12 protein-coding genes are annotated in these 16,158 nt (G+C 37.9%); all 12 read left to right on the forward strand.

The features are described from left to right. On the forward strand, nt 1-2,112 hold a 2,112-nt coding region (locus A9G22_RS01600), incomplete at its 5' end, for a DUF2345 domain-containing protein (protein ID WP_141669938.1). Between the two features lie 11 nt (nt 2,113-2,123). Beyond that, entirely contained in the window at nt 2,124-5,522 is a 3,399-nt protein-coding gene (locus tag A9G22_RS01605; RefSeq protein ID WP_075508231.1) for a glycoside hydrolase family protein, read from the forward strand. Nucleotides 5,523-5,532: 10 nt separating this feature from the next. After that, nucleotides 5,533-6,291: a hypothetical protein gene (locus A9G22_RS01610; RefSeq protein WP_141669939.1), complete on the forward strand. Its 759-nt coding sequence runs from the start codon at nt 5,533-5,535 to the stop codon at nt 6,289-6,291. Between the two features lie 277 nt (nt 6,292-6,568). Beyond that, the gene (locus A9G22_RS01615) at nt 6,569-7,120 is read left to right on the forward strand and encodes a hypothetical protein (protein ID WP_065586505.1); all 552 of its coding nucleotides are present in this window, start codon (nt 6,569-6,571) and stop codon (nt 7,118-7,120) included. Nucleotides 7,121-7,303: 183 nt separating this feature from the next. Then, nucleotides 7,304-9,553 carry a glycoside hydrolase family 19 protein gene (locus tag A9G22_RS11505; RefSeq protein ID WP_218058717.1) on the forward strand — a complete coding sequence of 750 codons (2,250 nt, stop codon included), beginning with the start codon at nt 7,304-7,306 and terminating at the stop codon, nt 9,551-9,553. 4 nt (nt 9,554-9,557) lie between these two features. Then, nucleotides 9,558-10,091 (forward strand): hypothetical protein, encoded by a 534-nt coding sequence (locus A9G22_RS01625; protein WP_075508232.1) that lies wholly within the window; start codon nt 9,558-9,560, stop codon nt 10,089-10,091. A 20-nt stretch (nt 10,092-10,111) separates the two neighbouring features. Next, nucleotides 10,112-10,468, forward strand: a complete 357-nt coding sequence (locus A9G22_RS01630; RefSeq protein ID WP_075508233.1) for a hypothetical protein — start codon at nt 10,112-10,114, stop codon at nt 10,466-10,468. A 150-nt stretch (nt 10,469-10,618) separates the two neighbouring features. Beyond that, nucleotides 10,619-11,155, forward strand: coding sequence for a hypothetical protein (locus A9G22_RS01635; protein WP_075508234.1), 537 nt, complete (start codon nt 10,619-10,621; stop codon nt 11,153-11,155). Next, complete coding sequence (locus tag A9G22_RS11335; RefSeq protein ID WP_176700210.1) at nt 11,156-11,296, forward strand: hypothetical protein; 141 nt, start codon at nt 11,156-11,158, stop codon at nt 11,294-11,296. A gap of 250 nt (nt 11,297-11,546) precedes the next feature. Further along, nucleotides 11,547-13,976, forward strand: coding sequence for a type VI secretion system Vgr family protein (locus tag A9G22_RS01640; RefSeq protein ID WP_075508235.1), 2,430 nt, complete (start codon nt 11,547-11,549; stop codon nt 13,974-13,976). A 2-nt stretch (nt 13,977-13,978) separates the two neighbouring features. Further along, the gene (locus tag A9G22_RS01645) at nt 13,979-14,908 is read left to right on the forward strand and encodes a hypothetical protein (protein ID WP_075508124.1); all 930 of its coding nucleotides are present in this window, start codon (nt 13,979-13,981) and stop codon (nt 14,906-14,908) included. Between the two features lie 29 nt (nt 14,909-14,937). Then, nucleotides 14,938-16,158: toxin VasX (locus A9G22_RS01650; RefSeq protein ID WP_141669923.1), on the forward strand; the 1,221-nt coding region annotated here is incomplete at its 3' end.

The following is a 16,158-nucleotide window of genomic DNA, read 5'->3' on the forward strand; positions in this document are numbered from 1 at the left end:
GTGTTATCCTCGTGTTTAGCACGGCTGGCTGTGGGGCAACATAGTGCCATATTTCAACAGCAAAGCGTGGTGAGTGTAGTTGAAGAAGTGCTGCGCAGTCATGGTTTAACGGGCATTGATTACCGTCTAGAGTTAAAAGAGAGCTATCCTGAGCGGGAGTTTATCACGCAGTGGCAAGAGAGTGACCTTGAATTTATTCAACGCTTATTGGCTGATGTCGGTATCTGGTTTCGCTTTGAAACGCATGCTGAGCACCACTGTGATGTGATGGTGCTAAGTGATTATGAGCAAGGCTATGCGCAGGTGGATGATATCGACGATAAACCGCCCAGTGGCATGGCGGATAGTGGCGTTGAAAGTGTGTGGGATATCACCTTGCATAGTGAAGTGGTGGTCTCCTCAGTCAAGGTACAAGACTATAACTACCGTGATGCCCTCGCTGATTTACAGGGGGAAGTTAACACCCAACCCAAAGACCGCACCACCTATGGCAGCGACTATCGTTATGCTGAGCACTATAAAGGCTTAGATAGCCACGGACAAGACAACTCGCAAACTCGTGGCGATAATAACGGTGATGATGATAATAATGATAATCGTGATAATGACAATAACACTCACGACAATCAGATTGAAAGCGGTCAGTGGTATGCGCGTATTCGCCATGAACAGGCGATTAGCCAAAAAATTATCCTCAAAGGTAAGAGTAACCGCTATCACCTTGCCCCCGGTCAATGGATTAACCTCAACGGCAGCTCGCTAGCAGATATTAATGACGGTATCATTATTTTAAGTGTGCAGGGACAGGGTAATCGCACTGATGCCTATGCACTTACCTTTACCGCCATGCCCTATCAAGCCTTAAAACCCTATCGCCCTACGCCTATACGCTGGCCACAAGTCAGTGGTACGTTACCGGCAAGGGTCACCAGTCCCGACAATGACATTTATGGCTATATTGATACCCAAGGACGCTATCGGGTTAAATTTAACTTTGATTTAAAAGAGTGGAAAAGTGGCATGGAAAGCTTGTGGGTCCGTTTAGCTAAACCGTATGCGGGCAATACCTATGGCTTTCACTTCCCGTTAATTGACGGCACTGAAGTGGCCATCGCCTTTATGCAGGGCAATCCCGATAGGCCTTATATCGCCCATGCGATGCATGACAGTGCTCACCCCGACCTTGTCACCACCATTAACAAACACCGCAATGTGATTCGCACGCCGGCTAATAACAAACTGCGCATGGATGATAAACGTGGGCAAGAGCATATTAAACTGGCCACCAAATACGGCAAAACTCAACTTAACATTGGTCACTTAGTTAACGAAAAAAAACAACCCCGCGGTGAAGGCTTTGAACTGCGCACCGACGAATGGGGGGCGATTGCCGCCAATAGAGGCTTATACCTAACCACGCAAACCCAGCCGAAAGCGCAAGGCAAACAGCTGGATATGCAAGCGGCAATAAGCCAACTTGAAAATGCCCTCTCCATTGCCAAAGCCCTACAAAATGCCACCACCCAGTCCGAGGCGCACAGCGCCGATACCGACAGCCAAGCGCAACTTAAAGCCAACTTAACTCAGCTAACCCAAAGTGGCCTACTGGCCTATGCGCAAGAAGGCATCGCCCTAACCAGCCCTGAAAATATTCAACTGACAACAGCTAGCAGCCTCACCTTAACCAGCGAACATCAAACCGACATCAACGCTTTAAACAACGTCACCCTTGCATCGGCTGAAGCGATTGGCTTATTTGCGCAAAAATCAGGCATGAAACTATTTGCCAACCAAGGTGATATTGACCTGCAAGCCCAAAATGCCAACCTCAATATGGCTGCCAAGCAAGATATCAAAGTGGATAGTGTGGATGGCAAGGTGACCATTACTGCCAAAGACAACCTCACGCTTATTTGTGGTGGTTCTTATATCAAAATCAGCAGTGAAGGCATTGAACTGGGCACACAGGATAATATCTATCTTAAGTGTAATGTGTTCCAGAAGATGGGACCGGCAAGTATAGAGGATAATAAACTTAAATTCTCAAAAAGTGATGTTGATGTCGCGCTTAGGCGATTAATAGAGAGTGACCATATTAATTTTTCAGGTTAAGGAACTAAAAAATGACATTATCAGCGGTAAAAAAATGGAAATATCCCGTTATTATAGATGGAAAAGAGAAATTAAGCGCAAATGCTTATTACGAAGCATTAATGTCGGCATCAACGGGGTTTTATCCTGTCAGTGTAAACAAGCTTATACATAGTGGTGTTCATTTTGATTTAAATGCTCTTAAAAAGTTGGGGAATGAAAATGAGCGTAGAGTGCATTGTATTGCTGATGGTGAGATTATAGCTTATCGGGTTAATGACCATTATCAAAAAATAGATAAAGGCGATGAAGTTGTTTTTTTCTCAACGGGTTTTGTTCTGGTTAGGCACTTGCTTGAAATGGAGCGTGTAGAAGAAACGTCAGTATCAGAAAGTGATACAACCGAAAATAACACCAATACAGAAGGGACATCGGCGGATACTAATCAGGCGCAATCACCAAGTAATAGTACCGATACAACAACGCCTACACCCCCTACAACCCCTCAGACAAATACAGAGACAGCGACCGACACATCCTCTTCATCTGAAGCGGCAACAACGTCAGAGACAACACCCAACACGACCGAGCCAGCAAAAGAAAAACAACCAGGACACCGTCTTTATTTTTATAGTTTGTATATGCATTTAGCTGATACAATCTATTACGATAAAAATCCTAAAGAGCCAACCCCCGCATTTTGGGAGCAGGATATTTATCGTGTTCGCGTAGGGCATAAGGACTTAGATTACGTAGCTGGGTTAAATATTCGAGAAACACCCGATAATTCAAATAATAAAAATATACGCGCAGTGTTACAAAAAGGCACAAAAGTCAATTTAAATCTAGATTTGCATGATGAAAAATATGAATGGTATGCTGTTTCGAGTTTTGCCGAGGGGTATTCCTCAATTCCTGAATTAAAACCTCGCAAATCTGATGAAACAGAAACAGGAGTCGATATTTTAGGTTGGGTGTATACTGGCAAAGCAGTAACAACATCAGAATTTGAAATATTGAGTAGTGAAACGGATATAACATTGGCGAAAGAAAAAAAAGAATTTAACGCTAATTTAGTAAAATCTAAAGGTTTAAGAGTCTGGAATGACTTTAAGGATAAAAACGATAAAAAACTTTACTCAATGCTACCAGAGGGCACACAAGTTAAAATATCAGGAGAGAAAGAAACGAAAAGTTATGTTGAGTTAATGGAAGTGGTTCGAGATGGAAAGCCCACACTACCGTTACCGGCAGAAAAGAAAAAAGTTTGGTATGATTGCCTTGAAAATATAGTCAGAGGGAAAAAATACAACGAAGTGGTGGTTTTAGATAAGCCCTTTCCGATTAAAGCGGGTGATTTAGTGGGTCATATTGGTCATAACCAAAATAAAGGTATACTCAAAAGCAAATATTCTAATCTTGAAACCTTGCCATTAGGTGAAAGTTTAAATGATAGCGAATTTTGTCCTCATTTACATGTTGAATGTTTCACCTGTGAAGACTTGCCAAGTTATATTACTCAAACGCAAGCAGAAGCGAGTAAAATCCCAGAGGAAGATAAAGCCTTTTTGGGTATAGCTAAACAGGTCAAACTACTGGAAAAAGAAGCTGCATCGGATACGACAGTGGGTAAACCGTATGCAAAGAGCAAAATCAATATAATGAGTCAAGATGTGAAGGTGGCTTGGTTACAAATTGAAATACAGTCATCAGAAACTGAGATAAAGACATTATGGATAAAAAATGAAGCGGCTATTGCCAAAATAGCCAAACCCAATGGGGATTTGGCTTTAGCCGAAAACACGGCGGCTTGGACTAAGCATCCTTTACAAGCGAGTAATATCCCCAATAGCACACTGATTGTGGGCACGGCATTACGGGTTGAGATGAATGATGCAAAATTATCGCTAAGCGACAATCGAGCAATAGATGCCCAAGGTAACGTGTGGTTAAAAGTCGATGTACTTGATGATAAAAACCGAAAAAGAAGTGGTTGGGTGTTAGTGAATGGTGAAGGTGCTAAGCGGGTCAGTTGTTGGGATTGGTTTGATTTTATGCAGATAAAAGAAACGTCCACATTAAAAGAAATCTACCTTGACGCAGACAAATCGTTAAAACGTAATAAAGACAACCATTCATTATCGCAATATAAACCAACAATAAAAGAAACATTATCTATTCTTGATAAGCAATACCCTGTTGAAACAAAAATATATACCAGTATAAAAGAAGCAAGTTTTAAAGGTATTGCAGATAAACCGATGCTATTTACGGCATTAAGTCGCTTATTAATCAATTACGAAAGCGAATGGTATAGTGAAATTGATGCTGAAGGCAAAATGCCGAAATGGGAAGCGTTAAACAGCGAGCTGACGGAAAATGCTAAAAATATATTAGCGTATTTACAAACAGGTGACGAAGCAAAATTAGATGCATATTTAAGCCGTGTAGGTAAAGCAAAGGACTCCCCTGAAGCGAAAGGGTTTGAAACACTAAGACGAGAAATAAGCCGTTTTCCTGCTGATTATCAACAATCACCATCGGAAAAGTTGACTAAAGCGCAGTTTGAATCTTATGCCAAAATGGAAGCGTTAGAAAAGCAAGTGACAGCTTGGGAAAAGACCAAAGAGAAGATAAAAAAGATGTTGTGGTGGGATGAAGTTGCTAAAGGCTTAGCCAAGCTAAACCAACAAAATGACACGCTCCCAGAAAATGGCGAGACAACGAATACCCCAACCACCGCAGCAGATACCACCCCACCGGCCACGCTTAGCGCTGATGGTAGGGCGTGGTTTATTCATCCTGTAGCGATGATAATCTTGTTTTATAAAAAAGTTAATAATAAATTAAAAACATCACAAGCAGGATTGAATTTTATTTATTTAGCAGAAGCTCGAAAAAATGTTTCTAATAAGTTGCACTGGCCGGGAACAGGAAGTGGTATTACTTTAGGTCCTGGATATGATATGAAAGAAAGAAGTTCAGAAAATATTTTGAATGATCTTTTAGATATAGGTATTTCATCCGATATAGCTCAAAAAGTTTCTAATGCTGCTGGTTTAAAAAAAGAAACAGAGATTAATTCTTTTATAACTGAAAATAAAGATGTTATCTCATTAACAGAGGAACAAGAAAAATTATTATTAAAAAAAATAATTCCCGACTATGAAAATAGAGTTGATAAAACTATAAAAATTAATTTGAATCAACATGAATATGATGCTTTAGTTTCTTTTGTCTACAATATTGGATCAATTAAGAGTGATAGTAATTTAGCAAAATATATCAATGAAGGTAAAAAGAAAGAAGCTATGGATGTTTTAGAGCAGTACAATAAATCTGGAGGTAAAGTTTTAGATGGTTTAAAAAAAAGAAGAGAAAAAGAACGAGAAATATTTGAAAAAGGCATATATGCGACTAAAATTTATTAAGGAAGAAAATATGTTTCGTATTTTTTTTATACTAGTTATTCTACTTTTTTCATTCTCAATAAAAGCAAATTTAAATGATAATTGGGTTGTATCTAAAGTATATATTAGTGATACTGTGTACACAAAAAAAGTATCTTATGATGATCCAATTTATCTTAATAGAATATTTCAATGGAAAGAAAATGTTATTAAAACAAATATATATTCTGGTGATCAGATAGAAACTTGTTTAAGTTATAATATAAATAAATTTGTTGTCAATTTTGACGACATCCTGAATAGGAAAATGGCAAAAAATAATAATGAAATATTAACAACTAAATCTTTTGACATCAATATAAAACAATCAATAAACCAGATAGATATTTTTTGTCCTAATATCAATAGAACGTGGACACTTTTCGAAAAAAATGCTAACGAGTATTTAATAATAAATACATATGATTCAATTTTAGAAATAAAGAGAATAAAACATCAGAATATTGAACCGAGTTTTTCTTGTTCAATAGCCAGAAAATCATCTGAAAAACTGATCTGTCAAAATATTTATCTTTCAGGATTGGACAGAAGTATTCATGACATTTACTACAATATAAAAAAATATTATGACTACAATAATGATCAGAAAGATTTTGAAGAAATTTATAATAATCAAAGAAAATTTATTCAAAAAAGAGAGCTATGTAAGGATGAAAATTGTTTAATGGATATTATGTATCAACATGCTAGAGAATTACATGAATATATGCCATTAGTTACACCTTACTAGTTGAAAATTTAATCATGGCAATATTCAAGATGTTATTACTAATCCTGATTTACTTACAAGTTCTATTCAATATGCTATTGAATCAGCTTTTGTTTATTGGACTACTAAGATTGGAAAAATAAACAACCAAAATATTCTTTTGTCACAATTAGCAAAAATAGGCACAGTTCAACAAGTGACACACATTATTAATGGTGGTCAAAATGGGTATGAGGATCGGAAAACACGTTTTAATAGGATTGCATCAATCATTGAAATAGAGCAGGAAAGATAAATTATGAAGAAGTTTATTATATTACTAATTAGCCTAACATCTTTTATTATTTTTCCAATACAAGCTAAAGAATCGAAAAATCGTATTGAACATGGTCCTTTTAACTTATCATGGTGTCATAACGGACAATTCTATTTTGAACGAACGACTGATTTAGATTACCCAATAAATTTTGTATTAGTATGTGGAAATAATAAAAGAATTATTGATCGTTACTATGTAGAAGGTGCAGATCTTATTTATTCCTCAAAAAATGAAAAACAAATTAATATGGAAGTTATATCTACTTTCTTTCATAAAATTAATGAAGAAAAATTCTTATTTGTTATGATTAAAAGGCATGGAACACATACAGGAGGCGGGATTAATACTGATGATTACACTATTTATCCATATAAATACAATAGAAAACATATTATAGCATCTGCTAGAGATTTCGCTGATAATAATTTTTGGGGAGTTGAAGGGCAACTAGAATGGAAAGAAGTTCATTTCGAATATAAAACAGCAGATGAGGTAAAAAAATATCTTGATAAAACTTATAACAATAAATAAGAAGAATTTAACATTTTCTTATATAAATTTGGTTAGGCAAGTGTAGCTATCTCCTAAAATAGTACAGCCAAAAAGTAGAAAATTCTCTACGATAAAAGTAAAAGAGGATTGGAATATGAAAAAGATGACAAATAGTATTGATATTAAAAAAGAAGCAGAAGCTAGCGTTCCTGTTAAAGAGCTTTGACGAATCGGATTAAAGCGGGTGATTTAGTGGGGCATATAGGTCATAACCAAAATAAAGGTATTACTAAAAAAACCGATAAAGATGGTAAGTATATTGATATAGACACTTTGCCAGAAGGGTCAAAAGATAAAGAATTCTGCCCTCATTTACATGTTGAATGTTTCACCTGTGAAGATTTACCAAGTTATATTACTCAAACGCAAGCGGAAGCGAGTAAAACCCCAGAGGAAGATAAAGCCTTTTTGGGTATAGCTAAACAGGTCAAACTACTGGAAAAAGAAGCTGCATCGGATACGACTGTGGGTAAACCGTATGCGAAGACCAAAATCAATATAATGAGTCAAGATGTGAAGGTGGCTTGGTTACAAATTGAAATACAGTCATCAGAAACTGAGATAAAGACATTATGGATAAAAAATGAAGCGGCTATTGCCAAAGTAGCCAAACCCAATGGGGAGTTGTCTTTAGCCGAAAACATGGCGGCTTGGACTAAGCATCCTTTACAAGCGAGCAATATACCCAGTAGTGCGCTGATTGTGGGCACAGCATTACAGGTCGAGATGAATGATGCAAAATTATCGCTAAGCGACAATCGAGCAATAGATGCCCAAGGTAACGTGTGGTTAAAAGTCGATGTACTTGATGATAAAAACCGAAAAAGAAGTGGTTGGGTGTTAGTGAATGGTGAAGGTGCTAAGCGGGTCAGTTGTTGGGATTGGTTTGATTTTATGCAGATAAAAGAAACGTCCACATTAAAAGAAATCTACCTTGACGCAGACAAATCGTTAAAACGTAATAAAGACAACCATTCATTATCGCAATATAAACCAACAATAAAAGAAACATTATCTATTCTTGATAAGCAATACCCTGTTGAAACAAAAATATATACCAGTATAAAAGAAGCAAGTTTTAAAGGTATTGCAGATAAACCGATGCTATTTACGGCATTAAGTCGCTTATTAATCAATTACGAAAGCGAATGGTATAGTGAAATTGATGCTGAAGGCAAAATGCCGAAATGGGAAGCGTTAAACAGCGAGCTGACGGAAAATGCTAAAAATATATTAGCGTATTTACAAACAGGTGACGAAGCAAAATTAGATGCATATTTAAGCCGTGTAGGTAAAGCAAAGGACTCCCCTGAAGCGAAAGGGTTTGAAACACGAAGACGAGAAATAAGCCGTTTTCCTGCTGATTATCAACAATCACCATCGGAAAAGTTGACTAAAGCGCAGTTTGAATCTTATGCCAAAATGGCAGCATTAGAAAAACAAGTAACAGCTTGGGAAAAGACCAAAGAGAAAATTAAGAAAATGTTATGGTGGGATGATGTTGCTAAAGGCTTAGCTAAGTTGAATCAACCCAAAAACACGCCTCCAGAAAATGGCGAGACAACGGATACCACAACTCCCCCAACAGACGCCACCCCACCAGCCACGCTTAGCGCTGATGGCAAGGCGTGGTTTATTCATCCGGTGGCGATGGGAGCATTTATTGCTAATGATTCAATGATAACAATGGAAATGCTAATCGCCTCTCATCCAACAGGGGTAAAAAGTTATTACGCTGAAATTTTACCTTATCTCAATCAATATGCTTTAGTGTATGGATTAGTTGAATCTAAAGAAATAGCTCATTTCCTTTCACAAATTGGGCATGAAAGTGGATTTAAATCAGATAGTGAAAAATTATATTTTAGCTCATCTAGAATGAAGCAAGTATATGGTTGTAAGGGAGGGAAATATAACCAACTAAAAGATAGCTGTGATTTAGGACAGCTTAGGCCTAAATTATGGACTAATACTTCTTATTATGAAAGAAATCCTGAAAATTTGGCAAATTATGTTTATGCAAATAGAATGGGAAATGGTGATGAATCATCAGGGGATGGTTATCGTTATAAAGGTAGAGGAATGATTCAATTAACAGGTAAAGATGCCTATAATAATTTTACAAATGTTCATAACAAAAATAATCCCGATGATATTCAAGATTTTGTTGCTAATCCTGATTTATTAATAAGTTCAACACAATATGGAATTGAATCAGCCTTTGTATTTTGGTTTACTAAAACAGGTAGACCCAATCGCGATATAAATCATTTTGTTAAATTAAAAGACCTTGCTAAATCAGGAACAGTGCAAGAAGTAACTCAGCTCGTTAATGGTGGTCAAAATGGATATAATGATAGGAAACAAAGATTTAATCGGCTTGCTAGATTACTTGGTTTAGATGAGGAGTAAAAAGATGTTAAAAAAAATAGGTGTGTTATGGCTTGTTTTTGGGTTAATTTTTTCATCTTTAGCCTTTAGTGAAGAAGGTGCTACTATTATACATGGGCCGTTTAATATATCTTGGTATAAAAATGGAGAATTATTTTTTACTAGAAAAGATAATGGTTCTGTTGATTTTGTTTTGAAATATCTAGATGATTTTAAATTAGAAAAATTTCAAATAATAGACGACTATGAAATAGAAGGCGGAGAGCCACAAGTTGAGTCAGTATTTTTTGATAAGGTGCTAAAAGATAAAACTGTTTTTGTTATTATTTCATGGGAAATAAATAGTCGTGGAGTTGGTACATATGGAAAATTGTATCAAGTATATGCATATAACAAATCAAATAATAAAGAGAATAAATTTGTCAAAAATATGACTCTTTATCATGATAGAGAGTTAACTGGAATGGAAGGTATGTCTGATTCGACTATATCTTCTTTCAAATATAAAACCGCAACAGAAGTAAAAAAATATATTAATAAAACTTACAATAAAAAATAGTAATAAGGAATCAGATTTTTATGAAAAAAATAACACTATTAATAGCCATGGTGACAACCAGTGTTATTTGTTATGCTCAAGAGCCTTGTTTAAATAAAACATCTGTAGACGAGGCTTGGTTTCGTATTAATTCTAAATCTTATCAGTTTACAAATTACCTTTGTGATGATGAAAGTGCTGAAAAAGGGACCAATTTAAAAAAAGGCATATTAGAAGTACATGCCAAAAATTTCAATAGATTATTTAAAAATGTAATAGGAATATGGGGAATATTCGATTTGATACATGGAATAATAAACCTGCTCTTTATTATATTATGCCGTCCTCGGTGCCAACTGAAGGATATTTTCCTATTACGATCAAAAATAATGATTTAATAATTAACTGCTCGTATATTAGCCATTTTTTTCGAAATGGTCGGGAAGTCAAATACTCCTATTGTGGCGATAAACATATTATCAAAGATGGATTTGGTGACAGTGAACTTGAAAATTCAGTTCCTGATTTTCACTTATATAGCGTGTTCTATGATATCTATTTTCCAAAAAACGAATACATTTTTAGCTGATAAAGAATTTGATGTGTTTGTCGGTAAAATAGATGATATCAGTTTTTATCGACGTTATGCCTCATATGATAATTATACCCTTATTATGGCGAATAAGAAAAAAGAATACCGTTTTAAAACGTCACAAATTTATCAACGTATGGCAAAAGTACGTTCTAAAGGTTTTATCGGATTAGATATCATTGATTCAAAAGGAAACATTACTTTTTATGGTAAAAAGGCTTTATTAGCACTATTAAATAAATCGACCATAAAACCTAGTATCAAATCTTATATTCAGCAAGAAAAAATTAGTTTTTATGATTCCACCAATGGTCGGTTCTCAGATATGTATTTATTGCAAAACGATTTGGTCAAAATTTTGGATGTGTTTTGGAATAAAGAGTCCAGCTCTGATGTCTGGTTTAAGGTGAGTTATAGTAGTAAAAAGCACGGTGAAATAATTAAATGGATTAGAGGGAATGCTTTTAATAACTGGTCATACGGAGAAGGTTGATTGCTGGTTATCAACCAAGAGCGAAGAAGCGAAGGTGTGAAGAAAGTGAGTTGTTGGGATTGGTTTGATTTTAAGCAAATTAAAGAAAATGCCAGCCTAAAAGCCATTTACCTTAGTGGACAACAGCTTAAAGCGAAATAAGGATAATGCATCACTAGAACAATACACAGCAACAATAAAAGAAACATTAACAATATTAGACAAGCAATACGATTCTAGCGCTCAGAAATATGCGATGATAGATATTAATAGTGTACCTATCCCCTAAAATAGTACAACCCAAAAGTAGAAAATACACTACGATAAAAGTAAAAGAGAATTTACAGGAGAACAATATGTCAAATGAACTTAATCGTCTTCTGGAGCAACTGGGTGAAGGTTTAGCGATTTAATGGCGGGTTTAGGGGGCGTTAGCCATAATCGCTATAGCTTAACTGTTGAGGGGCTGCGCTCGCCGATTTCGGTTTGGCATGTTGACGGTAATGAGTCGTTAAACCAGCCTTGGCGTTATGTGATTACTTTTACCAGCTCTGACAAAGCGTTATCCATTGATTCAGTGCTTAATCAAAAAGCCACATTCTCTTTTAATCCTGTTATCCATCAACCGTATCAAAGCGTAATGTCAACAATCTCATCATTAAGTGACTTACCGTCGGTGAATGATAAACGCACCTTGCATGGGGTGATTACTGAGTTTAGTCAGTTATCGGTCAATAAAGAGGAAGCTCATTATCAGGTGGTATTATCTTCGTGTTTAGCACGGCTGGCTATTGGGCAACATAGTGCCATATTTCAACAGCAAAGCGTGGTGAGTGTAGTTGAAGAAGTGCTGCGCAGTCATGGTTTAACGGGCATTGATTACCGTCTAGAGTTAAAAGAGAGCTATCCTGAGCGGGAGTTTATCACGCAGTGGCAAGAGAGTGACCTTGAATTTATTCAACGCTTATTGGCTGATGTCGGTATCTGGTTTCGCTTTGAAACGCATGCTGAGCACCACTGTGATGTGATGGTGCTAAGTGATTATGAGCAAGGCTATGCGCAGGTGGATGATATCGACGATAAACCGCCCAGTGGCATGGCGGATAGTGGCGTTGAAAGTGTGTGGGATATCACCTTGCATAGTGAAGTGGTGGTCTCCTCAGTCAAGGTACAAGACTATCACTACCGTGATGCCCTCGCTGATTTACAGGGGGAAGTTAACACCCAACCCAAAGACCGCACCACCTATGGCAGCGACTATCGTTATGCTGAGCACTATAAAGGCTTAGATAGCCACGGACAAGACAACTCGCAAACTCGTGGCGATAATAACGGTGATGATAATAATGATAATCGTGATAATGACAATAACACTCACGATAATCAGATTGAAAGCGGTCAGTGGTATGCCCGTATTCGCCATGAACAGGCGATTAGCCAGCAAATTATTCTCAAAGGCAAGAGTAATCACTATAACCTTGCTCCCGGCCAATGGATTAACCTCAACGGCAGCCCGCTGGCAGATATTAATGACGGTATCATCATTTTAACGGTACAGGGGCAAGGTAACCGCACTGATGCCTATGCACTCACCTTTACCGCTATTCCCTATCAAGCCTTAAAACCCTATCGCCCTGCGCCTATACGCTGGCCACAAGTCAGTGGCACTTTACCTGCCCGTGTCACCAGTCCTAATCATGACACCTATGGCTATATTGACCCGCAAGGGCGCTATCGGGTTAAATTTAACTTTGATTTAAAAGAGTGGAAAAATGGCACGGAAAGCTTATGGGTACGCTTAGCCAAACCGTATGCGGGTAACACCTATGGCTTTCACTTCCCGTTAATTGACGGCACTGAAGTAGCCATCGCCTTTATGCAGGGCAATCCCGATAGGCCGTATATCGCTCATGCGATGCATGACAGTGCTCACCCCGACCATGTTACCACCATTAACAAACACCGCAATGTGATTCGCACGCCGGCTAATAACAAACTGCGCATGGATGATAAACGCGGGCAAGAGCATATTAAACTGGCTACCGAATACGGCAAAACCCAACTTAATATCGGTCACTTAGTTAACGAAAAAAAACAACCCCGCGGTGAAGGCTTTGAACTGCGCACTGATGAATGGGGCGCAATTGCCGCCAACAAAGGCTTATACCTAACCACGCAAACCCAGCCCAAAGCGCAAGGTAAACAGCTCGATATGCAAGCGGCAATAAGCCAAATTGAAAATGCCTTATCCATTGCCAAAGCCCTACAAAATGCCGCTACCCAGTCCGAGGCGCACAGCGCAGATACCGACAGCCAAGACCAACTTAAAGCCAACTTAACTCAGCTAACCCAAAGTGGCCTACTGGCCTATGCGCAAGAAGGCATTGCCTTAACCAGCCCTGAAAACATCCAACTGACAACAGCTAACAGCCTCACCTTAACCAGCGAACATCAAACTGATATTAACGCTTTAAACAACGTCACTGTTTCATCGGGCGAGGCTATTGGCTTATTTGCCCAAAAATCAGGCATGAAACTGTTTGCCAACCAAGGTGATATTGACCTGCAAGCCCAAAATGCCAACCTCAACATGGCTGCCAAGCAAGATATCAAAGTGGATAGTGTGGATGGCAAGGTGACCATTACCGCCAAAGATAACATTACCCTCATTTGTGGTGGCTCTTATATCAAAATCAGCAGTGAAGGCATTGAACTGGGTACACAGGATAATATCTATCTTAAATGTAATGTACAGCAAAAGATGGGACCGGCGAGCCAAACCAGAACCATTCAATTAACATCAAGTGAACTGAATGTAAAACGCTGCGCAGAAACGGATTGAAAATGATTACTGAATTAAATAATCAAAATAACTTTAACAACTATCGCTATTTACTAGTCGATAATTTAGTGGCACTTAATTCAATAAACCCATTATCACACGACTCATTAGTGAATCAATTTGGTGAAGACAAACTATTTGGTGAACAGAAACTCACTCAGGTATTACGTACCGATTTAGATTATGATCCAAGCATATGCCCGACACTGATTAAACTGGCAGAGCCCCATGAGTTTTTAGACAGTCCCATCCTGGATGAAATTGGTAAACAGGCTGAAATCGAATGTTTTTGGTCAAAGCGTTATATTTGCGCTTATATTGTTAGCCCCCTTAAACCGGCGATATTGGCAAAACAGCTGATAACTATAGGTAATAACATCGCTAAAATATTGCAACAGCCTTATTATCCTTTCTTTGAACCGTTTCGCATGCAATTTTTTCACGAAGTAGCTACCGACCAAGACACCGCATGGCTAAAATCGCAATTTGCTCAAATTGAAAACTATTATTATCCGTCCATTCAGGCTGGGCAGTTTATTCGTTTCACGGCCGATAGTGAACTGGAAACGCCAGACCGTTGGAGTACTCAGTATTGTCAGCGCTTAAAAAAACTGAGAATGATTCGAACCCTTGTTAAGGCATGGGCAAATAATCGAACGCAATTTGATGAGCAAAAAAATTTGCCATTCCATAACCAAGTCATTTTGCACTCAACGCAACTGGTTGAGCAAGCGTATCAATTAGGTTTAACTGAGGCTACCGATATCTTATTTTGGGGATTAAATGGCTTAAGGTACCAAACTGCTTTTACTCAGCATCCTAACGTGCTTGAACAAATTGCCAAAGCGCAAAAAGTGCCGAGCACATTGTCAAAACAGGTTATTGACGCCCATATTAACCTTGAAAGCCCATCACTTTCTATTAATGAATAACAAATAAGACAAGCATTAAAGAGCGTAAGATGCAAAAAATAGCCAACATCGCGATACAATATAAAAACGAAGCCGCCGGTCGTTGCCCTGCCTGTGAGCGAACAGGATTACCGGTCTTTTTATTGCGTCAAGCCGTGATAAAAACAAAATTCAATAAAATTAAACAGGTTAACCGCACTTATCAAGAACTGGCAAATTATGCTAAAACGTTAGATTTTAAACATCGCATGCCAGAAGCTCCCTTAGAATATTATGACTATGTATTTCGCACTTTGCGTAACGGTTATGTCTATGTGATGCAACAACAAGGTGATGATATTGAGAGCCGAATAATTGACGCATATGAATGCATTGATGGGGCACTACGTTTAAAAGACGCCCACGAACTGCCCCATACCCAGCCAAGACCATTATCAAAGGCGTGTAAAGATGCCTGTCACACCATTCCAGCCTCGTTTATTCATCTTGATGATAAGCGCTTTACGCAAGCGTGGGTGGCTTATTCTTCACAACCTTGGCCCAAAAAGACCCTCGACGATTATCTCAAAGAACAAGATAGCCAAGTGTTATCGCGTTTTACCAAAATTGATATACAAAAACTCAAAGACTCACCGTCTGAGGCAACCGGTAACCGAGCGGTGCCGTTTAAAGATATTTTTGGTTATAGTCATGAACATGATGATAATGATAAAAGCAAAGTGCTCGAGTTTCGTTTTGGAGAGCAAGGTCTGGCGCATTTTAAATCGGCCCATCCATTTAAAAGTTTTGCAGAGCAAAAACACCGATTTGCCAGTCATGTTAACCGATTATACAAAGGTGACAGGGCTATTTCTTGCGGGGTCGTATTAGAAGACACCTTCGGTATCGCCGAAGAGCTCAACTCGCAACGGGTATCGCACCTGCATATGATTAACGAAATACCATTAACCGCAGAAGAAGTGAATTTAGCAGAAGAATTAATCGATGGTTTTGACGATTTAGATAAAGCAACGAAAATCTATGAACAACGAGCAGAAAACATGATCCAAACGATCAACCCGTTATTGAAAAATCAATTTAATTATTATCAACCAGTAATGTTTAAAAAGCGGGTAATTTTACAGTTAATGGAGCAGTACCGAACTTCGATTGAAGATTCATTCAACAGACAAATCGCAATACTGGAAAAAGAAGATGAAATCGAACTCGCTAATCGTTCTCCTGATAGTTATATTGGTGTGATAATGTCGTCACCACCAAAAAATGCGGTG

The organism is Gilliamella sp. App2-1 (assembly GCF_001690255.1).
In the GTDB taxonomy this organism is placed as follows: Bacteria; Pseudomonadota; Gammaproteobacteria; order Enterobacterales; family Orbaceae; genus Gilliamella; species Gilliamella apicola_G.